The organism is Rhizobium grahamii, from assembly GCF_009498215.1.
GTDB lineage: Bacteria > Pseudomonadota > Alphaproteobacteria > Rhizobiales > Rhizobiaceae > Rhizobium > Rhizobium grahamii_A.
On record NZ_CP043498.1, the window covers coordinates 3,678,844 to 3,702,043 of the forward strand.

Annotated in this window: 24 protein-coding genes and 3 pseudogenes; 10 read left to right on the forward strand and 17 right to left on the reverse strand. The window is 60.9% G+C overall.

Translation table 11 applies throughout. The features are described from left to right. Positions 1 to 45 precede the first annotated feature (45 nt). Positions 46 to 936 carry a LysR family transcriptional regulator gene (locus tag FZ934_RS17690; RefSeq protein WP_153272138.1) on the forward strand — a complete coding sequence of 297 codons (891 nt, stop codon included), beginning with the start codon at positions 46 to 48 and terminating at the stop codon, positions 934 to 936. A 44-nt stretch (positions 937 to 980) separates the two neighbouring features. Here the strand turns inward: FZ934_RS17690 and FZ934_RS17695 are convergent, their stop codons facing one another. Beyond that, entirely contained in the window at positions 981 to 1,475 is a 495-nt protein-coding gene (locus FZ934_RS17695; RefSeq protein ID WP_153272139.1) for a ferritin-like domain-containing protein, read from the reverse strand. Between the two features lie 142 nt (positions 1,476 to 1,617). Between FZ934_RS17695 and FZ934_RS17700 the strand changes: the two genes are divergently transcribed. Beyond that, positions 1,618 to 2,235: a hypothetical protein gene (locus FZ934_RS17700; protein WP_153272140.1), complete on the forward strand. Its 618-nt coding sequence runs from the start codon at positions 1,618 to 1,620 to the stop codon at positions 2,233 to 2,235. Here the strand turns inward: FZ934_RS17700 and FZ934_RS17705 are convergent. Beyond that, the gene (locus FZ934_RS17705) at positions 2,225 to 2,668 is read right to left on the reverse strand and encodes a GNAT family N-acetyltransferase (RefSeq protein WP_153272141.1); all 444 of its coding nucleotides are present in this window, start codon (positions 2,666 to 2,668) and stop codon (positions 2,225 to 2,227) included. The genes FZ934_RS17700 and FZ934_RS17705 overlap by 11 nt on opposite strands. 13 nt (positions 2,669 to 2,681) lie before the next feature. Further along, positions 2,682 to 3,629 (reverse strand): aldo/keto reductase, encoded by a 948-nt coding sequence (locus FZ934_RS17710; RefSeq protein WP_153272142.1) that lies wholly within the window; start codon positions 3,627 to 3,629, stop codon positions 2,682 to 2,684. A 181-nt stretch (positions 3,630 to 3,810) separates the two neighbouring features. Between FZ934_RS17710 and FZ934_RS17715 the strand changes: the two genes are divergently transcribed. Beyond that, the gene (locus tag FZ934_RS17715) at positions 3,811 to 4,797 is read left to right on the forward strand and encodes a Gfo/Idh/MocA family protein (protein ID WP_153272143.1); all 987 of its coding nucleotides are present in this window, start codon (positions 3,811 to 3,813) and stop codon (positions 4,795 to 4,797) included. On the opposite strand, the gene FZ934_RS17720 is transcribed toward FZ934_RS17715, so the two are convergent. Beyond that, a complete protein-coding gene (locus FZ934_RS17720; protein ID WP_153272144.1) occupies positions 4,798 to 5,175 on the reverse strand; it encodes a GtrA family protein in 378 nt (125 codons plus the stop codon). Then, entirely contained in the window at positions 5,172 to 6,185 is a 1,014-nt protein-coding gene (locus tag FZ934_RS17725; RefSeq protein WP_153272145.1) for a glycosyltransferase, read from the reverse strand. Before FZ934_RS17725 ends, FZ934_RS17720 begins: the two co-directional genes overlap by 4 nt. 144 nt (positions 6,186 to 6,329) lie before the next feature. Between FZ934_RS17725 and FZ934_RS17730 the strand changes: the two genes are divergently transcribed. Further along, complete coding sequence (locus FZ934_RS17730; protein ID WP_153272146.1) at positions 6,330 to 8,165, forward strand: hypothetical protein; 1,836 nt, start codon at positions 6,330 to 6,332, stop codon at positions 8,163 to 8,165. Between the two features lie 295 nt (positions 8,166 to 8,460). Here FZ934_RS17730 and FZ934_RS17740 read toward each other — a convergent pair whose 3' ends face one another. Beyond that, positions 8,461 to 8,703 carry a hypothetical protein gene (locus FZ934_RS17740; RefSeq protein ID WP_153272147.1) on the reverse strand — a complete coding sequence of 81 codons (243 nt, stop codon included), beginning with the start codon at positions 8,701 to 8,703 and terminating at the stop codon, positions 8,461 to 8,463. A gap of 135 nt (positions 8,704 to 8,838) precedes the next feature. After that, positions 8,839 to 9,102, reverse strand: a complete 264-nt coding sequence (locus tag FZ934_RS17745; RefSeq protein WP_153272148.1) for a spike base protein, RCAP_Rcc01079 family — start codon at positions 9,100 to 9,102, stop codon at positions 8,839 to 8,841. 200 nt (positions 9,103 to 9,302) lie between these two features. Here FZ934_RS17745 and xseA point away from each other — a divergent pair. Continuing rightward, positions 9,303 to 10,900 (forward strand): annotated as a pseudogene (xseA, locus tag FZ934_RS17750) (exodeoxyribonuclease VII large subunit). Continuing rightward, on the forward strand, positions 10,901 to 11,503 hold the full coding sequence (locus tag FZ934_RS17755; protein WP_153272149.1) for an NAD(P)H-dependent oxidoreductase: 603 nt from the start codon (positions 10,901 to 10,903) through the stop codon (positions 11,501 to 11,503). Between the two features lie 89 nt (positions 11,504 to 11,592). Here the strand turns inward: FZ934_RS17755 and FZ934_RS17760 are convergent. The 5 genes and pseudogenes from FZ934_RS17760 to FZ934_RS17780 form a co-directional block, all read right to left on the reverse strand. Further along, positions 11,593 to 12,764: pseudogene (locus tag FZ934_RS17760) on the reverse strand (aminopeptidase). Between the two features lie 155 nt (positions 12,765 to 12,919). Then, a pseudogene (gene ybaK / locus FZ934_RS17765) lies at positions 12,920 to 13,392 on the reverse strand (Cys-tRNA(Pro) deacylase). A 4-nt stretch (positions 13,393 to 13,396) separates the two neighbouring features. Next, on the reverse strand, positions 13,397 to 13,747 hold the full coding sequence (locus tag FZ934_RS17770) for an ArsC family reductase (protein ID WP_153272150.1): 351 nt from the start codon (positions 13,745 to 13,747) through the stop codon (positions 13,397 to 13,399). Next, on the reverse strand, positions 13,748 to 14,806 hold the full coding sequence (locus FZ934_RS17775; protein WP_153272151.1) for a M14 family zinc carboxypeptidase: 1,059 nt from the start codon (positions 14,804 to 14,806) through the stop codon (positions 13,748 to 13,750). Between the two features lie 65 nt (positions 14,807 to 14,871). Then, positions 14,872 to 15,441 (reverse strand): 2'-5' RNA ligase family protein, encoded by a 570-nt coding sequence (locus FZ934_RS17780; protein WP_246737812.1) that lies wholly within the window; start codon positions 15,439 to 15,441, stop codon positions 14,872 to 14,874. A 171-nt stretch (positions 15,442 to 15,612) separates the two neighbouring features. On the opposite strand from FZ934_RS17780, the gene FZ934_RS17785 reads away from it, so the two are divergent. After that, complete coding sequence (locus FZ934_RS17785) at positions 15,613 to 16,842, forward strand: glycosyltransferase (RefSeq protein WP_153272153.1); 1,230 nt, start codon at positions 15,613 to 15,615, stop codon at positions 16,840 to 16,842. A gap of 101 nt (positions 16,843 to 16,943) precedes the next feature. Beyond that, entirely contained in the window at positions 16,944 to 17,504 is a 561-nt protein-coding gene (locus tag FZ934_RS17790) for a methylated-DNA--[protein]-cysteine S-methyltransferase (RefSeq protein ID WP_153272154.1), read from the forward strand. A 3-nt stretch (positions 17,505 to 17,507) separates the two neighbouring features. On the opposite strand, the gene FZ934_RS17795 is transcribed toward FZ934_RS17790, so the two are convergent. Both FZ934_RS17795 and FZ934_RS17800 read right to left on the reverse strand, forming a co-directional pair. Beyond that, the gene (locus FZ934_RS17795) at positions 17,508 to 17,897 is read right to left on the reverse strand and encodes a type II toxin-antitoxin system VapC family toxin (protein WP_153272155.1); all 390 of its coding nucleotides are present in this window, start codon (positions 17,895 to 17,897) and stop codon (positions 17,508 to 17,510) included. Next, positions 17,894 to 18,184 carry an AbrB/MazE/SpoVT family DNA-binding domain-containing protein gene (locus FZ934_RS17800; RefSeq protein WP_153272156.1) on the reverse strand — a complete coding sequence of 97 codons (291 nt, stop codon included), beginning with the start codon at positions 18,182 to 18,184 and terminating at the stop codon, positions 17,894 to 17,896. The genes FZ934_RS17795 and FZ934_RS17800 overlap by 4 nt, the downstream gene beginning before the upstream one ends. A 370-nt stretch (positions 18,185 to 18,554) precedes the next feature. Here FZ934_RS17800 and FZ934_RS17805 point away from each other — a divergent pair, with 370 nt between their 5' ends. After that, on the forward strand, positions 18,555 to 19,214 hold the full coding sequence (locus tag FZ934_RS17805) for a hypothetical protein (RefSeq protein WP_153272157.1): 660 nt from the start codon (positions 18,555 to 18,557) through the stop codon (positions 19,212 to 19,214). 19 nt (positions 19,215 to 19,233) lie between these two features. Further along, complete coding sequence (locus tag FZ934_RS17810; protein WP_153272158.1) at positions 19,234 to 20,007, forward strand: hypothetical protein; 774 nt, start codon at positions 19,234 to 19,236, stop codon at positions 20,005 to 20,007. A gap of 277 nt (positions 20,008 to 20,284) precedes the next feature. On the opposite strand, the gene guaA is transcribed toward FZ934_RS17810, so the two are convergent. The 3 genes from guaA to FZ934_RS17825 all read right to left on the reverse strand — a co-directional run bounded on the left by guaA (position 20,285) and on the right by FZ934_RS17825 (position 23,025). Further along, positions 20,285 to 21,847 (reverse strand): glutamine-hydrolyzing GMP synthase, encoded by a 1,563-nt coding sequence (gene guaA, locus FZ934_RS17815; RefSeq protein WP_153272159.1) that lies wholly within the window; start codon positions 21,845 to 21,847, stop codon positions 20,285 to 20,287. Positions 21,848 to 21,940: 93 nt separating this feature from the next. Further along, a complete protein-coding gene (locus FZ934_RS17820) occupies positions 21,941 to 22,579 on the reverse strand; it encodes a 5'-methylthioadenosine/S-adenosylhomocysteine nucleosidase (RefSeq protein WP_153272160.1) in 639 nt (212 codons plus the stop codon). Beyond that, on the reverse strand, positions 22,576 to 23,025 hold the full coding sequence (locus FZ934_RS17825; RefSeq protein WP_153272161.1) for a PaaI family thioesterase: 450 nt from the start codon (positions 23,023 to 23,025) through the stop codon (positions 22,576 to 22,578). Before FZ934_RS17825 ends, FZ934_RS17820 begins: the two co-directional genes overlap by 4 nt. Positions 23,026 to 23,200: the final 175 nt, after the last annotated feature.

Here is a 23,200-nt window from a genome sequence, read left to right on the forward strand (position 1 = left end):
AAAAATACGTGCAATATATAACGGGCTGTTCTAACTGATAGATCAATGAACCGCACTCAGCTCGCGCAACTCGCTGTCCTTGCTGCCGTCTCCGAGCGGCGGAGTTTTCGCGCTGCCGCCAAGGAGTTGCAGATCGCGCCCTCGGCCGTCAGCCACGCGGTCTCCAGTCTGGAAGAGAGCCTTGGTGTCCGGCTGCTCGCGCGCACCACCCGCAGCGTGGCGCCGACCGAGGAGGGGCGCCTGTTGCTCCAGCGTCTGAAGCCGGCGCTGGATGAGATCGGTATCGCGCTGGAAGCCGTCACCGAAGCAGGTGGACGACCGGCGGGCAATCTGCGCGTGACAGCGCCACGCTTTGCCTCGGATATCCTGCTGGCACCGCGCCTCGGTGAATTCCTGAACCGCTATCCCGACATCACCCTCGAAATCGCCAACGAGGATGGTTTCATCGACATCGTGCGGGAAGGCTTCGACGCCGGTATCCGCCTGGAGGAAAGCCTGGAGGCGGATATGATCGCCGTGCGGGCCTCGCCAAACCTGACCACGGTCATAGCGGGATCTCCAGATTATTTCGAACGGCACCCGAAACCGCTGCATCCCTCAGATCTCGTCCATCATCGCTGCATCAAGCGCCGTTTTACCAACGGCACGATCTATCGCTGGGAATTCGAGAAGGACGGCCAGGAACTGGTGGTCGCGGTCGACGGCCCGCTTGTCGTCAGCGAGGACAGGCTGGCATTGATCGCCGCGCTGAACGGCGTCGGGCTCGCCTATCTCTTCGATCTCCGCGTCGAGGATGAACTGGCAAGCGGCAAGCTCGTTCGTGTTCTAGAGGATTGGTGTTCGCCCTATCCAGGCCCGTTCATCTATTACCCGAGCCGCCGCCAGATGCGACCGGCCTTGCGCGCCTTCATCGACTTCTTTCGCTATATACCCTGAGGCGGAGGGATGCCTGGCGGCATCCACTCCGACAGAGCGGGCAATCAGGCCGCTGCCTTCTGGTTCGCGGCCGTCGTGGCGAGCTGCGTCAGGGTCTTGTCCGTTGCCGCTTCCTCCTGCAGCGTCTTATCGAGCAGAGCGACGACATCCTTCTTGCCGAGCGTCTGCGCCCAGGTCTTCAGCGTGCCGTAGCGGGCGATCTCGTAGTGTTCGACCGCCTGCGCCGCGGAGATGAGACCGGCATCGATCGCCGGCGAACCCTTGAACTCCTCGATGATCTCCTCGCCTTCGGCAATGATCCCCTGGATCGCCTCGCAGGTCTTGCCCTGGGCGCGTTTGCCGACGAGTTCGAAGACTTCCTGCAGGCGTTCGACGTGACCTTCCGTCTGCTCGCGATGCTTTTCGAAGCCGGCCTTCAGCTCCTGCGATTGCGCCGCCCGCGCCATTTTTGGCAGGGCGCGCAGGATCTGCCGTTCGGCAAAATAGATGTCCTTCAGCGTATCGTAGAATAGATCGTCGAGGGTCTTTTCCTTGGCCATTGTCTCATCCCTTGTTGTGTGAAGAACCGCGAAGCGGCCGAGGGGGTAAGATGAGAAGGCGCTAATTGTTCCTGTCGTTTTTCGGGTTGCGCGGATCGCCAGGGACGGCAGACTGACGCTGGTCAAACCACAGGAGCCTTGCGTGAAGAAACCTGGATCGATGAAGGGCCTGGAAGAGCTCGGGCGCGTGCGGCTTTCGAAGAATTTCTTCTTTCGCGATTTCCTGCACTCCGAAATCGCCGATTTCTACCGCATCCCGAATATCCCCGAGAATCCCGATCTGGCGATCGAGGCGGGGAGGCGGCTTTGCGAGGAGCTGCTGGAACCGCTGCAGGCGACCTTCGGGCGGCTGCACATCCGCTCGGGCTATCGCTCGACCGAGGTCAACCAGTTCGGCAACCGCAACAATCTCAACTGCTCGTCAAACGCTGCCACAGCGGCCGATCACATCTGGGACCTTCGCGATTTCGATGGCTGCATGGGGGCGACCGCCTGCGTGGTCGTGCCGTGGATGATCGATAATTACAGGAACGAGGACGACTGGCAGCGGCTTGCCTGGTGGATCCACGATCATCTGCCCTATGCGGCACTCTGCTTCTTCCCGAAACTCTGGGCCTTCAACATCCAGTGGCGCGAGCGACCGCGCCGCGTCATCCAGAGCTATGTCAGGCCGCGCGGCATATTGACGAAGCCGGGGATGGAAAACTGGGAGGGCAGCCACGCCGGGTTCTACGAGGGCTTCCCGCCGCTCAGAAGTTGATGCGGTAGCGAATGTGCCCGTCGTTTTCGACGTAGCTGTCGTAGAGCGCCCGCGCCGTTCTGTTCTGCTCGCTGGTGTGCCAGTAGAGGCGCGACCAGCCGTTCTTGCTGCAGAGCGAAACGAGGTCGTCCATCAAGGCACGGCCGACGCCTTTGCCGCGCGCGGCCGGATCGACGAACAGGTCTTCCAGATAACAGTCCTTGCCACGGATCCACGTACCTTCATGCGTCAGGCTGAGCGTGAAGCCCATCACCTTGCCGTCCACTTCGGCAACGCGCATGAAAATCGCCGACGCCGGATCGAAGATCCGGCGCCACGTTGCATCGGTGATATCAGGATCGACCGTGACTTCGTAGAAGGCGAGGTAATCGGCCCAAAGCGCGCGCCAGCGCGCTTCGTCCTCGGGCTTTGCATCGCGGATCGTCACGGTCATCGCATGGCTCCCGTCAGGCGCCGGCCTTGTCGAGCAGCGCCATTGCGTCGTCGGAGAGCGAAAGTGTCGCCGACTTCGTCAGGCTGTCAAGCTGCGACAGGCTGGTGGCGCTGGCGATCGGCGCCGTCACGCCCTTCTTCCGGAGCAGCCAGGCAAGAGCGATCTCGGCCGGCTTGGCGGCGGTTTCCGCCGCGACCTTGTCGAGGGCAGCAAGGATCTTCAGCCCCTTGTCGTCGAGATAGGCAGCTGCCTTGCCACCGCGTGCCTTGCCCTCGGTATCGGCCTTGCTGCGATACTTGCCGGAGAGGAAGCCCGCCGCGAGGCTGAAATAGGTGATGACGCCGATGTCTTCCTTGACGCAGAGGTCGGCCAGCGGGCCCTCGAACGGAGCGCGGTCGTAGAGATTGTATTCCGGCTGGATCACGTCGTAGCGCGGCACGCCGGCCTTCTCGGCGGCGTCGAAGGACGCCTGAAGCTGTGTGGCGTCGAGATTGGAGCAGCCGATCGCGCGGATCTTGCCCTGTTGCTTCAGCTTGGCAAAGGCGCCGAGCGTTTCTTCATAGGGCGTGTTCTCGTCAGGCCAATGGGAGAGGTAGAGATCGATATAGTCAGTCTGCAGCCGGCGCAGCGAATCCTCGACTGCCTTCAGGATATAGGTTTCCTTCAGCGTCTTGCCCTGGCCCATGTCGGAGCCGACCTTGGTGATGATCACAGCCTTGTCACGGGAGACCTTGCCGCGCTTCAGCCACTTGCCGATGATTTCCTCGGAATCGCCGCCTTTGTTACCGGGCACCCAGGCCGAATAGACATCGGCCGTGTCGATCGTGTTGAATCCCGCGTCGAAGAAGGCGTCGAGAATGTCGAAGGACGTCTTCTCGTCGGCGGTCCAGCCGAAGACGTTGCCGCCGAAGACGATCGGGGCGATCGAAAGGTCAGTTTTTCCAAGACGGCGCATATCCATGGCGCTCTCCTAAAGTGCTGAATTGATTGAAATCCATGACGCGACAGAACGCCGCCGGGAGGTAACCTAGCGCGGCCATGGCTGAATGGAAACCTGCTCCTCGAATTGTGATCGCGCCATTGCTTCACGCCCGCCGCCTCACTAAGGTTGCGCAAAAATCAAACTGGGAGAGGACAGGGCTATGCTGCGTTTTGGTATTCTTTCGACCGCGAAGATTGGCCGCGAACTCGTCGTTCCTGCCATCCAGGACGCGGAGAACTGTGTCGTGACGGCAGTTGCCAGCCGCGATCTCGGCCGGGCCCGCGAGATGGCCGATCGCTTTTCCGTTCCGCACGCCTTCGGCTCCTACGAGGAGATGCTGGCTTCCGACAAGATCGACGCCGTCTACATCCCGCTGCCGACCTCGCAGCACGTCGAGTGGACCATCAAGGCCGCCGACGCCGGCAAGCACGTGCTTTGCGAAAAGCCGATTGCGCTGAAGGCCGATGAGATCGACAGCCTGATCGCCGCTCGCGACCGCAACAAGGTTCTCATCACCGAGGCCTATATGGTCACCTACACGCCGGTTTGGCGGAAGGTGCGCTCGCTGATCGCGGATGGCGCAATCGGCACGCTGCTGCATGTCCAGGGCGCGTTCACCTATTTCAACCGCGACCCCGGCAACATGCGCAACATTCCCGAGCTCGGTGGCGGGGCGCTTCCCGATATCGGCGTCTACCCGACGATCGCCACCCGCTTCACGACAGGCAAGGAGCCGCTGCGCGTCCAGGCCGTCACCCGTCGCGACCCGGAATTCGGCACGGACATCTATTCGAGCGTCAAGGCCGACTTCGGCGATTTCGAACTGACCTTCTACGTCGCCACGCAGATGGCGAACCGTCAGGTCATGGTCTTCCACGGCACGGATGGCTTTATCGAGGTGAAGTCGCCCTTCAACGCCGACCGCTGGGGTGCCGAGGAAATCGAGCTGACCAACCGCAGCCACAATGAATCGACCATCTTCCGCTTCCCTGACAGCCGCCAGTACAAGCGGGAAGCCGAAGCCTTCGCGCGGGCTGCCAAGGGAGAGAACGAAGAGATCGTCACGCTGGAGAGCTCGAAGCTCAGCCAGAAGTTCATCGATTCAATCTATCGCGCCAGCGAGAAGGACGGCTGGGAGCCGGTCTGATCAATCGCCCCGGAAAACGAAGCGGGAATAGCCGAAGAAGCTGAAAAGCGTCGATGCGGCGGTGGAGAGCACCATCGCCGCCAGCGGTTGCAGGTCCGGCAGCCGCAGCAGCAGCGCCGAATAGAGCCCGTAGTTCACCAACGCCGCCGTCACCCCGACGGAGCCGTAGCGAAACCCCTCGACCGCCAGCGAATGGCGCGATGGTTCGAAGGTGAATGTGCGGTTGAAAACCCAGGTCGTCGCCATCGCCACGGCGATCGCGATCAGCCTGGAGATGAACGGACCGAGTGCCGTCAGATGCAGCAGCAGGCTGAGCAAGCCGGCATCGACCACGAAGCCGAGGCCGCCTGCCATGCCAAAGCGCAAGAGCTTTCTCATGCCGCGCCCGTCTTCCGGGCGCGGGGAATACGGATCGCCGCGTCATCGGATGTCGTCACCGCCTGCTCGGCAACAAGCGGTTTCGAAAGACCCATGTAGTGGATCCGAAGCTGCTCGGCGCGGGCGCGAGACACGGAATCGAGGATGACGCCGGCCGTGAACATCATGAACGATACCATCATCAGCGCCATCGACAGCACCCATGTCGGCATCCGGCTGACGAGGCCTGTCTGGAAATATTCGGCGAGCACCGGCGTCATGAAGACAAGGCTGCCTGCCATGAAGGCGCCGCTGATGATGCTGAAGAAGGCAAAAGGTCGCGTCTCCTTCATCAGCATCGCAAACATCCAGAGGATCTTGGCGCCATCCTTGAAGGTCGAAAGCTTCGAGTGCGATCCCTCCGGCCGGCGGCCGTAGTCCAGTTCCAGTTCGGTTACCGGCAGCTTCAGCCGCGAGGCATGCACCGACATCTCGGTCTCGATCTCGAACCCGCCGGAAACCGCGGGAAAGCTCTTGACGAAACGGCGCGAGAAGACGCGGTAGCCCGAGAAGATATCGGTAAAGTCGGTGCCGAAGATGGCGCGATAGAGAACGTTGAAGATGCGGTTTCCGAACGCATGGCCCTGACGCCCCGCGTCGGCATGCACGCCCCGGCGCGTACCCACGACCATGTCGGAGCGCTCGGTCAGCATCGTGCGGATCAGTTCTTCCGCATCATCAGGCGAATAGGTGCCGTCGCCATCCGCCATCACGTAGATGTCGGCATCGATATCGGCGAACATGCGGCGGACGACATGGCCTTTGCCCTGGCGCCGTTCGCGAACGACATGGGCGCCTGATAGCATCGCATGCAGCGCGGTCCCGTCGGTCGAGTTGTTGTCGTAGACATAGATGCGCGCATCCGGCAGGGCGGCGCGGAAGCCGCGCACAACGTCAGCGATCGTCGCCGCCTCGTTGTAGCACGGTAGCAATACTGCAACGCTCATCGTGTCGTTACGCGATCCAATCATTGGTCCTACCCGTCGCGAGAAATTCCGCGAAAGCTTAAACGCCGGCCGTTAACAAGTAGCTATATCGCGGTGCTTTTGGCGGTCTTTTACGGTTTCTTGATATGCGGCCCGTAAGGTCGTCCAAACTCAATGATGAGACCGCTGATGGCGACATTTGCTCCGATGATTGGTTCAACCCCCGTGTCGCTTGTTAGCCGGATAAGGCAGGCATTCGAGAGGCTTTGGCCGTCGGTGTTGTTCTACAGCCTTGTCACCATGGCCGTGATCGTGGCGCTGAAGATCCCCAATGCGACGGACTACGTCGGCGCCGACAATGACGACGTAATGCGGCTCGTCGAGGTTCGGGATTTCCTGAACGGGCAGGGCTGGTTCGATCTGATGCAGTATCGCATGGGACTGGGCTCCGGCACGCTCATGCATTGGTCGCGGCTGATCGATCTGCCGATCGCGTCCCTGATCAGGTTCTTCGGCCTGTTTCTTGCGCCCGAGCACGCGGAAGCAGCAGCACTCCTCATCTGGCCGTTCTCGCTGATCATACCGAGCCTCTGGGCCATGGGGCTTGCCGGAAGGCGCGTCGGCGGTATGCTCGGAATGCACATCGCGCTAACCTTTTCCGTATTTTTGCTGATTACCAGCAACCGCTTCCTTCCCGGATCGATCGATCACCACAATGCGCAGTTTGCGTTAGTGGCGATCATGACGGCGATGCTGCTCGACGAAAAACACGGTGCATGGAGCTATGCCGCGGCGGGTCTGGCAGCGGCAGTTGCGATTGCCATCGGTGCCGAGACGACCCCCTTCGTTGCGACGGTCTGCCTGATCGTCGCCGTCGCCTGGGCATGGGAAGGTGAAGCCTATGCGACGGCCGCGAAGTCTTTCGGCTTGACGCTTGCGCTGGCGATCAGCGTTCTCTTCTTCGGGACGGTGCCGCCGCGTCTCTACGCGACGGTGACCTGCGACAATCTCTCGCTCGGCTATTACAGCTTGGCGGCGATCGGAGGCGGGCTGTTGCTTGCCAGCGCCACCCTGGCCAGCCGCTATCGCCGCCCTGTTCGCTTCGTCGTTCTCGGCGCCGTCGGCATCGCCGTCCTCGGTTCGGCGATCGCAATTGCTCCGCAATGCCTGCACAATCCGCTCGCCGATCTTGATCCGATGCTGGTGGATCTCTGGCTCAACAATGTGCAGGAGGCGCAATCGATCTTCGGTGCCAACCGGCAGGATACCTACACGCTCGGGTACTTCTACGCGACCGGCTTGTTCGCGCTTGCCGTCTGCATCTTCCGCCTGGCGCATGGCGATCGGGTTCGCATCCACCTTGTCCTGCTTTGCCTGCTTGTCGTCAGCTGGGGCATTGCGGCAGTGCAGGTTCGCGGGTCGCCGTTTTCGAATCTCGTGGCGATTTTCCCGCTGACCCTGCTGATCATCGACCTGCGTCGCCTATCGAACAGGGATAGCGAAAACGTCATTGCGGCATTCTTCTACATCGCAACCGTTCTTCTGAGCGTCGCGACGGTCTGGGGCTTTGCCGGCGGCTTGATCGGAAGCCGGTTGAGCACCGGTTACACCGATCAGACGGCTGATCTCGACAAGCGCTCCTGCTCGTCGCGGAAAACCGTCGCGCCATTGGTGGATCTGCCGGCCGGCCTAGTGGTTGGCCCTTCGGACATGGGCGTTTCGATCCTTCGCTTCACCAGCAATCGGATCCTCTCCGCGCCCTATCACCGCAATCAGGGTGGCATGCTGACGGAGATGCATATCGGCCTTGCGCCACCCAAGGAGGCGGAAGCCTTCCTGCGCGGCACGGGCGTCACCGTGCTCGCCTTCTGCTCCGGGAACCCTCAGACCGCCGAGATCGCCAGGATCAAGCCGGATGGGCTCTATGCTCAGTTAGAAAAGGGCAATGTGCCTGATTACCTGCAGGCGTTGCCTAGACCGGATGGATCACCGGTGCAGTTCTTCCGCTACGTCGGAAGCAACTGAGGCTTAGAGCCTTTACGGGTTATATTGAACCATTCTGCCGGGGCAGGTTTTCGTTAGGGCAAAGGCGATTGGCGAAGGGCATACCCTCGGTACGTCCGAGCCAATCGCCTTTGATCCTGGCGGAAAGATGCCCGGCCCTAGCTGGTTTGCAAGCAAACCACCGGGGTTGGCTGAAACGGGCCGCCTGATCGACCGGCCGGCTTGGCCGTATGCGTTGGCTACGACGCGCGCCAGCCGGTCGACCATCCGACTCCGTTTGAGCCAACAGAATGGTTCAATATAACCCGGAAAGGCTCTAGACGAAACGTGCGCGAGCCCGGGCACGTTCGAGGACGTGGATGCCGAAAAAGCCGGCGAGAAGGCTGAAATTGTAGGAAACGAGCGCCAGCGCGAAGGACAGGAACGACGCTGCGGCCGGTGCTGTGAAGACCGCCGCGACATAGGCCACGCATACCAGAAAACCGACAACGACCATCGAGACCACGGAGCGCATGGGCGCTGTGGCAAGTCCAAGGGCAATGGCTGTAAGAGCGATCATTCGACATCTCCTGAGTCGCGGTCAGTATATGGTCTGCACCTTTTAGGAACAATTAATGTACTGGGCTATCCCCATATTACTGGATATACGGTGCCGTTACGGTTGTAACGCGTAGCGGCACCGTTTGGTTCTTCTCTAGACTAAGCCTATGATATTCCCGGCTGTTGTCCCGGTCTGGTGGATTCGCGATACTCGCAAAGGCAGCAAGGCGCTATCGGCCACCGCGTCGAAGGTCAGAGTGCCTCCCGAAGCCATGGTAACCGTCAGCATTCCGCCCGTGCCGATGAAAAGCGCGCGGGTGGTCTCGGCAAGATCGGTGTCGTCGTTGGGTGCGACGGCAAAGCCCGAGCTGGCGGGGCCGCTCAGCGAGGGCGCATGCGAGGAAAAACGATCGGACATCTGAGGGGCTCCTTGTGTTAAGAAGCCCCCATCATGTGGTCCGCATCGGAATGGGGGAAAACAGCTCACCGGCACGAAAGCCGGCGATCGTGCTAACGATCTGAAATCGATGATTTTCCGTCTGGAATGCGGCGTGAACGGCTCGAGAAACGTCCCCGCCTGGGGCTGCTCTTTTTCGGCGCTTCGGCTAGAACAATGGCATGAGCAGCATCTTCGAGAGCGATTCGCCGACCAATCTCAGCGCCTATTCGGTGTCCGAACTGTCGGGCTCGATCAAGCGCACGGTCGAAACGGCATTCGATCAGGTGCGCGTGCGCGGCGAAATCTCCGGCTATCGCGGACCGCATTCGTCCGGCCATGCCTATTTTTCGTTGAAGGATGATCGTGCTCGTATCGATGCCGTTATCTGGAAAGGCACCTTCTCGAAGCTGAAATTCCGCCCCGAGGAGGGTATGGAAATCATTGCCACCGGCAAGGTCACAACCTTTCCGGGTTCGTCCAAGTACCAGATCGTCATCGAGACGCTCGAGCCCGCCGGTGCCGGCGCCCTGATGGCGCTGATCGAGGAGCGGAAACGCAAGCTCGGGGCGGAAGGCCTGTTCGATCCGGCCCGCAAGCGGCGCCTGCCATTCATGCCGCGTGTGATCGGCGTCGTGACCTCGCCGACCGGCGCCGTTATCCGGGATATTCTCCACCGCATCTCCGACCGCTTCCCTGTCCATGTCCTCGTCTGGCCGGTCAAGGTCCAGGGGAGGGATCGGGCGAGGAGGTCGCCAATGCGATCCGCGGCTTCAACACCCTGGCGCCCGACGCCGATCTGCCGCGGCCAGACGTGTTGATCGTCGCGCGTGGCGGCGGCAGCCTTGAAGACCTCTGGAGCTTCAACGACGAGATCGTCGTGCGTGCCGCGGCGGAGAGCGACATTCCGCTGATTTCGGCCGTCGGCCACGAGACCGACTGGACCCTGATCGATTACGCCGCCGACGTGCGTGCCCCAACGCCGACGGGTGCTGCCGAGATGGCGGTTCCGGTCAAGGCGGAGCTTGAAGCGCAGGTGGCCGCCCTGTCGGCGCGACATCGAGGGTGCATCAACCGACAGATGGATCATCGCCGTCAATCGGTGCGCGCGCTGATGCGTGCCCTGCCGTCGCTGGACCAGCTGTTGGCGCTGCCGCGCCGCCGCTTCGATGAGGCGGCAACCGCTTTGGGCAGGGGGATGGAGCTCAACACCATCAACAAGCGCCGGAGTTTCGAAAGGGCCGCGGCGCATCTGAGGCCCGACGTCCTGTCGAACCGGATCGGCGAACGGCGACAGCAGCTCACCGATCGCATGGCGCGCGCCGAGCGAATGGTGGAGCGGCTGGTTGATCGTTCCAAGGCGCGCATCGATCGCGCCGATGCGATCTTCGCCTCCCTGCCGGCACGGCTGATGACGCAGACGGCCCGCATGCGCGATCGGCTGGGCAATCTGGCGCGGCACGGGGATACGGCCGTCCGCCACAAGCTGACGCGCGCCCGCGCCGAACTTGCCGGACATGATCGCGTGCTACAGTCGCTGTCCTATAAGAATGTTCTGAAGCGCGGCTATGCCGTCATCCGCGACGAGGATAACCATCCCTTGTCGCAGGCCGCGATGCTGGCGCCCGACATGAATATCTCCATCGAATTCGCGGATGGTCGCATCGACGCCATCACGCGCAATGGCGGCGATGCGCCGGCACCTGCGAGAAAGAGGCCGGCAAAGCCCGCCGAAGCAATCGATCAGGCGGCTCCGCCGAAGCAGGGCAGCCTCTTCTAGATGAGCGATCGGCGCCATTTCCTGATCGTCCTGGCGCATCCGCTCGAAACGAGCTTCGCGGCTTCGGTTGCGGCGGCTGCTCGTGAAACGCTGGAGGCCAACGGTCACAGCGTCGATCTGCTCGATCTTTACCGGGAGGATTTCGACCCGCGCCTGTCGCCCGCGGAGCGCGCGGGATATTTCGATAGTCCCTACGATCTTTCGGGTGTTGCCGAGATCGTGACGCGATTGCGCGCCGCTGACGGCTTGGTGCTGGTCTTTCCGCAATGGTGGTTCAATTTCCCGGCGATCCTGAAGGGGTTCTTCGACCGCATTCTGGCGCCCGGCGTTGCATTCACCCATGATCAGGCCGGCGGCCGCATCATACCCGAGCTCACCAATATCAAGACGCTCTGGGCGCTGACCAGCACCGGATCGCCCTGGTGGCTCGTGCATTTCTACATGGGCAACCCGGTTCGCCGCCTGCTGAAGCGCGGCATCGCCAATTTCTGCTCGAAATCCCTGAATTTCCGGATGCTGACCCTGCACGACATGGATCGCGCCACGCCTGCCAGGCTTGAGGCGCACATCGTGCGCGTCAGGCGAGCCCTCAGCGCGATCTAGCCGCATATTCGCCGTCGCAAAACGCCGACGTCCGCACATTATCTGCGGGCGCCCCAGTTCTTTTTAGTCGGCTATCTATTGGCTGGGGCTCAGGCCCACTCGCCCTGTCGCATGACAGGCACCTTCGAACCATCCGGTCTGATGCCGTCGATGTCGACCTTGTTCGATCCGATCATCCAGTCGATATGGATCAGGCTCGAATTGCCGCCCTGTGCCTTGATCTGCTCCTGGCTGAGCTTCGCGCCGTCGACAAAGCACTTCGAATAGCACTGGCCGAGCGCGATATGGCACGAGGCATTTTCGTCGAACAGTGTGTTGTAGAACAGGATGCCGCTCGCCGAGATCGGCGAGGAATGCGGCACCAGCGCCACTTCGCCGAGCCGGCGCGCGCCTTCGTCGGTGTCGAGAACCTTGTTTAGCACTTCTTCGCCGCGCGACGCCTTGGCTTCGACGATCCGTCCGCCCTCGAATTTCACCTGGATGTTGTCGATCAGGGTGCCCTGGTGCGAGAGTGGCTTGGTGCTGGAGACGTAGCCGTCGACACGCAGTGCATGCGGCGTCGTGAAGACTTCTTCGGTCGGAATGTTCGGATTGCAGGTGACACCGTTCTTCGCCGTGGAAGCGCCGCCATGCCATTCGTGCCCGTCGGCAAGCCCGACGGTCAGGTCCGTGCCCGGACCCGTGAAGTGCAGCGACGCGAAGCGCTCACCGTTCAGCCAGCCGGAGCGTTTCGCCAGATTGGCATTGTGTTCGGCCCATGCGGCGATCGGGTCGTCGAGGTCGACGCGGGAAGCGGCAAAGATCGCCTTGGCAAGCTTTGCAACCGCGATCGGCTCGGGATCGTTGGGAACACCAGCTTGGCCCATGAAGGATTGGGATAGGAGACGATGTTCCAGTTGATGTCGAAGTTGGAAATCTTCTCGAGCGCCGGCTTGTAGGCAGCCGACATCGCGCGATTGGCGCGTCCGACCTTTGCCGGATCCTGCTCGGAAAGCAGCATCGGGTTATCGCCGGCGACCGCAAGCCGCGCAGCGCCACCCTCATAGGCCTTCGCCATTCCGTCATAGAGCCAGTTCGAAGCGCGATCGAAGCTCGCGTCATTGCCGTACTGATAGCGCGCCAGCGTCGACTCTTCGTCGGAGTAGAACGCCGTCACGAGGCCGGCGCCGGCCTGGTAGGCATGCTTGGTGATCAGCCGCACGAGCGGCAGTGCCACCACGGGCGCGGTGACGACGAGATCCTGGCCGCTCTGCAGCTGCAAACCCACCTTGACGGCGACTTCGGCGAGCTTGTCGAGCTTGATGGGGTCCACGGCGTTCTGGCTTTGCGGCATGACGTTCATAATCGATCACCTTCTTGAAAACGGACAGAGTAGGAGAGAGTTAGATCGCTTTGCGGCGAAAATGAAGCACGGCGCTAAGCAATCAGGCGCGCAGCACTTGCCTTCAGCGCCTTCAATGCGTCGCCGGGCGCAAGCCGAACCTGCAGGCCGCGCTGCCCGCCGTTGATGTAGACGAGGGCTTCGCTCAACGCCGCTTCCTCGATCGCCGTTGGCACAGCCTTCTTCTGGCCGAAGGGCTGATGCCGCCGACATGGTATCCTGTCAGACGTTCCGCGTCCGCGGGCTTCATCATGTTGGCCGACTTGCCGCCAAAGGCGGCGGCGAGCTTCTTCATGCTGACTTCGCGGTCGGAGGGGACGACGACGCAGACAGCCTTCCCGTCGACTTCGGCCATCAGCGTCTTGAGCACCCGGTGCGGCTCTTCGCCGATCGCCTCGGCCGCCTGCAGACCCACGCGCTCGGCGTTCGGGTCGTAATCATAGGTGTGGACGGTAAAGCTCACGCCCGATTTGGCGAGAGCCTGGGTGGCGCGCGTCGTCTTCGACATGGGATCAGTCCTTGAAGAACGCGCCGTAGAGATCGGGCTTGAAACCGACCAGCAGCTTGCCGTCCGCCTCGACGACCGGCCGCTTGATCATCGACGGCTGCTCGAGCATCAGCGCGATCGCCTTTTCCCGGTCGAGGTTTTCACGGGCGTTGTCGGGCAGCTTGCGGAAGGTCGTGCCGGCGCGGTTGAGAACCGTCTCCCAGCCGGCTTCCTCAGTCCACGTCTCCAGGTGCGCCCGGTCGATGCCGGACGCCTTGTAGTCGTGGAAGGCGTAGGCGACGTCGTGCTCCTCAAGCCAATTGCGGGCCTTCTTCATCGTGTCGCAATTCTTGATGCCATAGATCGTGACGGTCATTCAGTTCTCCAGCGTTCCGGCCTTGCGCTCCGCCTTGCTGGCGGTCTTGCAAGCGATCTTCATCAGGTCGGCGCGGCGGCGCACCAGCCTTGAAGAGGTGCGCGTCAGGACGAGGCCGGCTTGCGGCGCGCGGACCTCGACAGTGCCATCAGGCATGCCGGGCCGCGTGATGATCGTCGCCAGCAGATCGCCTTCGCTGACCTGATCGCCGAGGTTGCGATGGAAGAGTACGGTGCCGGCTTCCGGTGCCCGGATCATCTCCACATTGTCGAGCGGTACGGCGGGCCCGGTAAAGGGCGAAAGCGTCACGGCCGCATCGATCGCACCACGCTTGGCGAGGAATTTGAACAGACCCTCGGCATCCTTCTTCGCAAGGTCGGGATAGACGTCGCTTCCGCCGCGAAGCTCGACCGTCACCGAGAGCTTGCCGGGCAGCTGTGTCTTCTTTTCGCCTGCCGTTTCGTGTTTCCAGGCAAAACCGACCGCCTCCTCGAAGGCCGAGCTTTCGCCGTCGGAGAGCAGGACGGCTTCCATGTCGAGCGCCGATGCTAGATCGGACGCCTCAGGCCAGAAGGCGTCGTCGATATAGGCGTATTGCAGCGATTCATCGTCGCAATGCAGGTCGATCACCAGATCGCAGCCGAGCGCCATGTGCATCAGCTGTCGCTTCAGCCGGTCGACTGCATCGTAGCGGCTGAGATTGGCAACGAGCCCATCGCGCTCCTTGACTGAGATCAGCGGGAACTCGCGATTGAAATTGGTCCGGGTGCCGAGGTCGAAGCGCCCCTGAAGCTCGCCGAAATGCGACTGCGCCGCACCCACAGGATTGGCATGCGGAATGATGGTGATATCGCTGCGGATCTGGCCGGCACTCTCGGCCTTGCGCAGCATCTCACAGAGAAAATGGACGAGCGCCGTCCCTGGCAGTTCGTTGGCATGCAGCGCCGCCTGGATGTGGATCTTCGGCGCGCTTGAATCGCTGCCCTTGAAGCGCAGCACCGGAACCCGCCACTCGATACCTGCCGTATCGCCTGAAATGATGATCTCGGACGTATCCATTGCTGCCTCCGCTGCTGCCATTGCTGCAGGAGCTTTAAGCGTGTTCCTGCTGCAGTGGCAAGCCGTCAGCCGCGGTTCTGTAGCGGCCAGCGCGCGATGTGCTCATAGGCTTGCTCGCCGGGCCGTTTGTGCAACAGCACAAATTCCCGCACCGGCAGGGTGATCGGCACATCAAGCCCGGTTCTGGCAATGACGTCGTCGGCGTAGAATAAGGTGGCATGCGGCTGGAAGTCGATTTTCACATGAGGGTCGCAGCCGATGGCGTGCATCTCGATGCCAATCCGGACATGCAGTTGCCGCAGCAGTTCCCGCCCGCCATTGCCTGACAGCACGATCGCATTGCGTGGTGCGGTCTTGAACGTCGCGACATGGTCGAAGCTGAGATCGAAACAGCAGGCATCGATCGCCGACGCCGCCCGGCAGGCCGCGAAGATAATGTCGTCCTTGATCTTCTCGGCGCTGGCGACGCCATAGAGCGAGACATGCAGCCGCTCGGGCGGTAAGGGCGAGAGGAGAGCGTCGTGGTCCCGCTTCAGTTTTTGCTGGATTTCCATGCAGCGCTGTCTGGCTTCGGGATCCGGCAGGATCGCGAAAAACAGGGTTTCTTTGCCAAATCTTGACGATTTCGGGTGCATCGTACGGCTTGCGAAATCGAAGGACGATTGCGTGTTCTGTTCGTGCATGACCAATCACCGGAGCATCCGCCCCGCCTCTGTCTATCCAGGGAACACGGGTATGGTAACAGGTGATCCGGGTAAATCAAGAACAAAAGAAGAACAAGCAATATCGCTGCCGGGAGTTCTGTCATGCGTATCCTGATGGCCTGCGCGGCCTTTCCGCCCTTCATCGATGGTGGCGGCCCGATCTCGGCGATGATGGTCGCCAAGCTCCTGATATCGGCCGGCCACGACCTCGAAGTCGTCAACGTGGCGGGCGAGGACAAGCATGAGATCTACGACGGCGTACCGGTTCACCGGCTGAAAACGCTGAACATCGACTGGAACTATCGCCTGCCTCGGCCGGGCTGGAAAAAGCTCATCTGGCACGCGCTGGAGAATTTCAATCCGCGCGCCTACCTGGTCATGCGCCGCGAAATCCGCCGCTTCAAGCCTGACATCGTGTTGACCGACAGCATCGAGAACATCAATGTCGCCACCTGGGCGGCGGCCAAGCGTTCAGGTGTGCCAGTCTGTCATATCCTGCGTAGCGCCTTTCTCTTGTGCTGGAAGGCTAGCATGCGGCGCGGCGACGACAATTGCGTGCGCGCCTGTTCCTCCTGCCAGGTCTCCTCTTACGGCAAGAAGTTCTTCTCGCGCTACGTCGATGCCGTGATCGGCGAGACCGATTTCATCATCGGCCGCCACACCGAGCATGACTATTTTCCGAACGCCAGCACCCACCGCGTGCCCGGCGCCGTTCCCTCGATTGCCCGCAGCGAACCGCGCAAGGCGCCTGAGGGGCCGATGCGTTTCGGCTTCATCGGCGTGCATGATCCGGTCAAGGGCCTCGACACGCTGGCGCTCGCCGCCCACCGGCTGGTCAATGATCCGAACGTGCGCTTCGTGATCGCCGGCAGCGCCAAGAGCGATTACTCGAAGTCGCTGCCGCAGAAATTTCCGAGCGAAAACACCAAGTTCCTTGGCTGGACAAAGCCCGAGGACTTCTTCCCGCAGATCGACGTGCTGGTCGTGCCCTCGCTCTTCCGCGAGCCCTTCGGTCGCGTGGTGATCGAGGCCTTTGCGCAAGGCGTGCCCGTCATCGGCGCTCGCTCGGGCGGCATTCCCGAGTCGATCGATCCGGGCAAGGACGGTTATCTCTTCGATCCCGGCGACGACAAGGCGTTGGCTGGTGAGATCGCGGCTATGGCGGCGAAACCCGAGGCCATCCCGGCGCTGTCGCGCGCAGCCCTCGAAGCGTCAAGGCGCTACGAGCCGCAAAAGATCGCAGCTCTCTTCGACGCCGTTTTCGCCAACCTGTGCCCCGATCTGGTGACGCCGGCGGAAGAGGAAGCCGAGCCCAGGCAGGCGCGCGGCTGACGGACGCGCAAGAAACGGGTTGAATTCGTCGCCAGCGAGGACGATTTTTGGGGCAGGCCAATTCCACGGCCGATAAGCTTCGATATCGGGAGGCGAGACCAATGGCCGATCAAGCACAGCATTATGCCATTTTCGAAACGGCGGGCGGTTTCTGCGGCATCGCCTGGAATGCCGTCGGCATCACCCGTTTCCAGTTGCCGACATCAAGCGCGGATGCCACCGAGCGCCTGCTGCTCCGCCGCATACCGGACGCCAAGCCGGCAGCACCGACGCCCGACATCGCGAAAGCCATCGCCGCCGTGAAGCGGTACTTCGCCGGCGAAGCGATCGACTTTTCCGATCTCGCGCTGGATCTCGCCGGTCAGGACGATTTCTTCCGCGAGATCTACGCTGCCGCCCGCCGCCTGCGCTGGGGCGAGACCACGACCTATGGCGCGCTCGCCAAGCAACTTGGCCACGGCCCGGAAGCCGCCCGCGATGTCGGTCAGGCGATGGCCAAGAATCCCGTCGCCCTGATCATCCCCTGCCACCGCGTTCTCGCCGCCGGCAACAAGATCGGCGGCTTCTCAGCGCCTGGCGGATCGGTGTCGAAAGCGCGCATGCTGGAACTCGAGGGCGTCAAGCTGGCGCCGCCGAAGCCGGTGCAGCAGTCGTTGTTTTGAAAGTTAGGGTTCGCGAACGAACGGGTGCCCCGCGGCGTGTGCGGCCTTGACGAACTTGCGATCGAACGTAAGCAAGGTGTCGCAATGCTGGACGCGAAGCAGATGCAGCGCATCGGCGAAGTCCATGCCTTTCTCTACGAGATCAAATGCGGCAGCGACCAAGTCTGCATCTTCGATCGTCACACTCGGCATGCCTGCGAAGATGCGCAGTGAGTTCACGATATCCGCCCGCGAAAAGCCGAAGGTCGTCTTGAGAACCCAGGCCACCTCCATCACGACAGTGGCAGCCACGAAAACGCTCTCGGTATCGATAATTTCACGAGCCCGAAGCGATTGCTCAGGATGGTCGCCTGTTATGTACCGTACGATAAGATTGGTATCGATAGCGATCATGTTTCCGGATCGCGACTGCGCGCATATCGCGCCTTTGCCTCGGCCGCCACACCGGCGTCCATCTCTTCAAGCGTCTTTGGCTCGCCTTTGTATGCCAGGATGCCGAACGCCGAGCCCTGCGGGGTCGGCGCAAACGCCGGAGCCTGCCTGAGCAAGACTCCCTCAGGCGTTTCCTCAACGATCAGACGCGTACCTGCTTCCCAATCACGCCGTTGGCGGATTGCCTTGGGTAGAATGACCTGTCCCTTGGTTGAGACAGTCGTGATCAGGGTTTCGCTCTGCGCCATGGTTGGATTCCCGAGGTAAGACAGATGTAAGATAGATCGGGCCGAGTGGTTTCTCAAGCGATCTGTAAATACGCCTCAGTTAGGAGCCTGCCGAAGTAGACGTATTGAGCGCGCCTTTAATGCAGTTTCGAAATCGCTAATGAAGTCTTTGTTTTCGAGATTTGTCACACACGAAACTAGCTACCTTCGTTCGCCTCTTCATAATAATATGAAGCGCGAGGTGAATCATGGCAAACATGGATGACATACGTTGGCAGATTCAGAGAATTTCTCCTAGTGATGCTGCCAAAATGCTTAAGAACGTCTCGATGAATGGCCACATCGATAGGCCGTCTCTTCAATCATTTGAAAGAGATATGCGGGAGGGGCGATGGGTACTGAACGGATCGCCAATTATACTGTCATCGGACGCTTCCGTACTCGACGGAAGAGCAAGATTGCAGAGACAATCGATTCAATAAGAAAGAGAACGCTCGCGGATGTACTTTCCATTCGTAAGGAGATTCATGGCCGCTCTCTTGGTGCAGCGCTGAGAATTCTTTGGAGCTACGAATCGCGGGCCACTCCCGGCAAGGCGAAGACGCCAGGAACAACAGCGCTTCTCGCAATTCTTGAGCAGCGCCCGGAGATTCGCGATAGCGTGCTGCCGGCGTTGCGAGCGATACCTATTCTGCCGCACGGATGCGGCATTGCGCTACACCACCTTGCCGCCCGGATGAACTTGGAGAAAGCGGATCGGTTCTTCGCGGAGCTTGGTGAGCCGGTGTCGCCGGATCCAAATCATCCCGTTAATCAACTTCGAAATGCTTTGACCGGGCTGCGAGGTCAAGGCGGCGTGAGAAAACAGACTTATATCCTAGCGATCGCGATCAAGGCGTGGAACGCATTTTTTCATGGTCGGAGAATAAAGCAGCTGCGTTTTGGAGCCGAGCGCGAAACATTTCCGCGCCTAGACGCGGAAGCCGGCTGGGGGCCGTTGGGAGATGCGGCCCAATCATCTGACGCGTCATCTAAAGGAACGCCAATTTAGTTTGAACGTGAAAGCTGTAATGATCACACCGGAAATGGCTGAGACGATCTTGGCCTCACGCGGACCGAACAGACAGGTGTCCGCTCCGGTTATCAACAAATACGCGCGGGACATGCTGGCCGGACGTTGGCTGTTAAACGGCCAAACGATAAAGATAAGCAATGAAGGTCGCTTGCTCGACGGGCAGCATAGGCTCGAGGCTGCAAAGAAAGCTCAATGTTCGTTCCCATCGCTCATTGTTGAGGGTCTTTCAGAGGAGACCTTTGCATCCTTGGATATTGGGAGAAAACGGGCGGTAAGCGACATTTTGCGGGAAAGGGGAGAAAGCAACACGACGAGTCTTGCTTCTGCTCTCAGGTGGCTCTGGATGATAGACAACGGCGTTATCTTGTCGGCGAATTCATCACCCACTAACGGAGAATTGCTCGATCTTCTTCAGCAAAATCCAGAGATTAGAGGCAGCTTGAAGCATGTCTCGCCGATGCGTGATATGATGGGTGGCGGTATAGCGGCTGCGCTTCATCGAACGTTTTCTCGAAAAGACATCGTTAAGGCGAATGAGTTCTTCGCTCGTCTGATTGATGGTGTTCAACTAACCGAACAAAGTCCTATCAGGCATTTGAGAGAAAGGCTTATCCGCACGCGTGCCTCACACCGACTGCGTCTTGCCGAAGCGGAACGCGTCGCTATCAGTGTGAAGGCATGGAATGCATATCGCGAGTCCCGTCCGATGCATTTGTTAGTCTGGCGAAACCGTGGAGCTGGGCGCGAAGCCTTACCTTCGGTGATGTGAGGTTCTATGTCAAAGAAGAACGCACACCAAAATACCCGGCTTGACGAGGAAAAGTTGGCGTTCCTGTGCAGCGTGGCTGGAGCCATGAAAACCGACCGCTCCGACGTTACCCGAAAAATGATCGAGTTCTTGCAGCGGCTAGGAGTTGAAAAGGCGGCGGATTTCCTCACGAACAGCGGGAAATCCAGTCCCTCCTCATCATAATCTACAAGCTTCCATCGAAGCTTAGATACGCTAAACCGATCTTCGTTGGAAAGTCATGCCGATCAAATAGCCATCACTCCCACTCGATCGTGCCCGGCGGCTTGCTGGTCACGTCATACACCACGCGGTTGATGCCCCGTACCTCGTTGATGATGCGGGTGGCGGCGCGGCCGAGGAATTCCATGTCGTAATGATAGAAATCCGCTGTCATGCCGTCGACCGAGGTGACGGCGCGCAGCGCGCAGACGAATTCGTAGGTGCGGCCGTCGCCCATGACGCCGACGGTCTGGACGGGGAGCAGCACGGCGAAGGCCTGCCAGATCGCGTCGTAGAGACCGGCCTTGCGGATTTCGTCCAGATAGATCGCGTCCGCTTCGCGCAGGATCTCGAGCTTCTCGCGGGTGATGCCGCCGGGGCAGCGGATCGCGAGGCCGGGGCCCGGGAAGGGGTGGCGGCCGATGAAGCTATCGGGCAGGCCGAGCTCCTTGCCGAGCACGCGCACTTCGTCCTTGAAGAGTTCGCGCAGCGGCTCGACGAGCTGCATGTTCATGCGCTCGGGCAGGCCGCCGACATTGTGGTGCGACTTGATCGTCACCGACGGGCCGCCGGTGAAGGAAACGCTTTCGATGACGTCGGGATAGAGCGTGCCCTGGCCGAGGAAGTCGGCGCCGCCGAGCTTCTTGGCCTCTTCCTCGAAGGTCTCGATGAACAGGCGACCGATGATCTTGCGCTTGGTTTCCGGATCCGAAACGCCCTCGAGCTCGCCGATGAACTTGTCGGAAGCGTCGACGTGGATCAGGTCCAGATTGTAGTGTTCGCGGAACATGGCGACGACATTGGCCGCCTCGTCCTTGCGCATCAGGCCGTGGTCGACGAGCACGCAGGTGAGCTTGTCGCCGATAGCCTCGTGGATCAAAAGCGCCGCGACGGAGCTGTCGACGCCGCCCGAGAGCGCACAGAGCACGCGCTTGTCGCCGACCTGCTTGCGGATCTCGTCCACCGCTTTCTGGCGGTAGGCCGACATCGACCAGTCGCCCTTGATGCCGGCGATGTTGTGAATGAAGTTGCCGATCAGCTTGGCGCCATCGGGCGTATGCACCACCTCGGGGTGGAACTGCACGCCGTAATACTTGCGCTTCTCGTCGGCGATGAAGGCGTAAGGCGCGTTCGGCGAGGTCGCGACGACCTTGAAGCCTTCGGGAAGGGCGGTGACGCGGTCGCCATGGCTCATCCAGACCTGGTGGCGCGAGCCCTTCGACCAGAGGCCTTCGAACAGTTCGCTGTCTTCGTCGACTTCGAGGAAGGCGCGGCCGAATTCGCGGTGATGGCCGCTCTCGACCTTACCGCCGAGCTGCATGCACATCGTCTGCTGGCCGTAGCAGATGCCGAAAACGGGAAGGCCGCTGTCGAAGATGATCTGGGGGGCGCGGGGCGAACCCTCGTCGACCGTCGAGGCCGGGCTGCCGGACAGGATCACGGCTTTCGGCTTCAGGCTCTTGAAGCCTTCTTCGGCGGACTGGAAGGGAACGATCTCGCAGTAGACGCCCGCTTCGCGCACGCGGCGCGCGATCAGCTGGGTTACCTGGCTGCCGAAATCGACGATGAGAACGCTGTCGGGATGTGCTGTCTGGGTCATGGCGAGCCTTTAATGAAAAGCACCCGGTCTTGCAATGCGGGAAATCCGCCGCAAGGGCATTTTATTGTGCTGATTGTCCCGCTTTCGCAGGGGTTAGAACCAGAATACGCCGTCCTCCAGCGCCGTAAACAGGCTGTCGACGGCATAGGACAGCTTGCGGTCGATGACGTGCAGATATTCGGTCCAGCCGGAAATGTGCTGCAGCTCTTCCACACCATCAGAGATGCCGCGCAATCCGATCAGGGGAAGCTTGTAGGCCTGGCAGGCGCGCAGGACGGCGAAGGTTTCCATGTCGACCATGTCGGCGCCGATGCCGTTGTAGGCCTGTCCGGATACGACGTTGCCGCCGGTCGACAGGCTCGCCTCGGGAATGCCGGGGATGCGGAGCGGCAGATCGATGGTCGCCGGCAGGTCGAGGAAGGGTGTGCGTCCCTTTTCAAAACCGAGTGGCGAAGCGTCCATGTCCCGATAGGAAACGGAGCTGACCTGGTAGACTTCGGTTTGCTCGAGCTTGGCGGAACCCGCGGAGCCGAGCGATACGACGAGCTGCGGCATGTCGCCTTGCTGATCCAGTCCCGAGAGCGCGCGCGTCAGGACGACGGCGGCTTCGACCGGCCCGACGCCGGTCATCAATGGTTCGAAGCGTGAGCGCAGGAAGGGACCATACTCGGCCTCCGCCGCCATCACGAAGAGGATGGATTTGCCGGCGACCGACTTCAACTCGAACTTCATCCCGTAATTCCCTCTCTGCCACGGATGATCATCATGGTGCTCGTCATCGAGGCGATCAGCTTTGCCGCCCCGTCGCCGACCGCGTATCCGCGACCGTCTGCAACGATGATGTTGCTGCCCGGCTTTGTGATCTCGCCGCGGAAAAGAAAGCGGTCGCCACGCCCCGGCGACATCAGGTTGACCTTGAATTCGATGGTCAGGATCGATGCTTCCGCGTCGATGACGGTATAGGCGGCGAAACCGCAGGCGGAATCGAGCGCCGCCGAAATGACGCCGGCATGCAGGATCCCGTGCTGCTGCGTGAGCTTCACATCGAACGGCAGCTCGATTTCCACCATCGCGTGCTCGATACGCGTCAATTCGGCACCGATCGTCTGCAATGCCGCTTGGCGTGCAAAATTCTGGCGGATTCGCTCGCGAAAGTCGCCGTGCTGCTCTTCTGTCATCAGATGTGCCCTCTTGCGGGCGTGAAAGTGGCATGACGCGCGGCATTCGACAAGCGCTGAAACGACCGACTTTTCCGTGAGTGTCGCAGGGTCGCGATACGTAAAGATTGGATTCAGTCTTTCTTGGTAAATCTCTGTTAGCCATGTGTCCTGGGGATCAGTTTTTCTCGAAAAG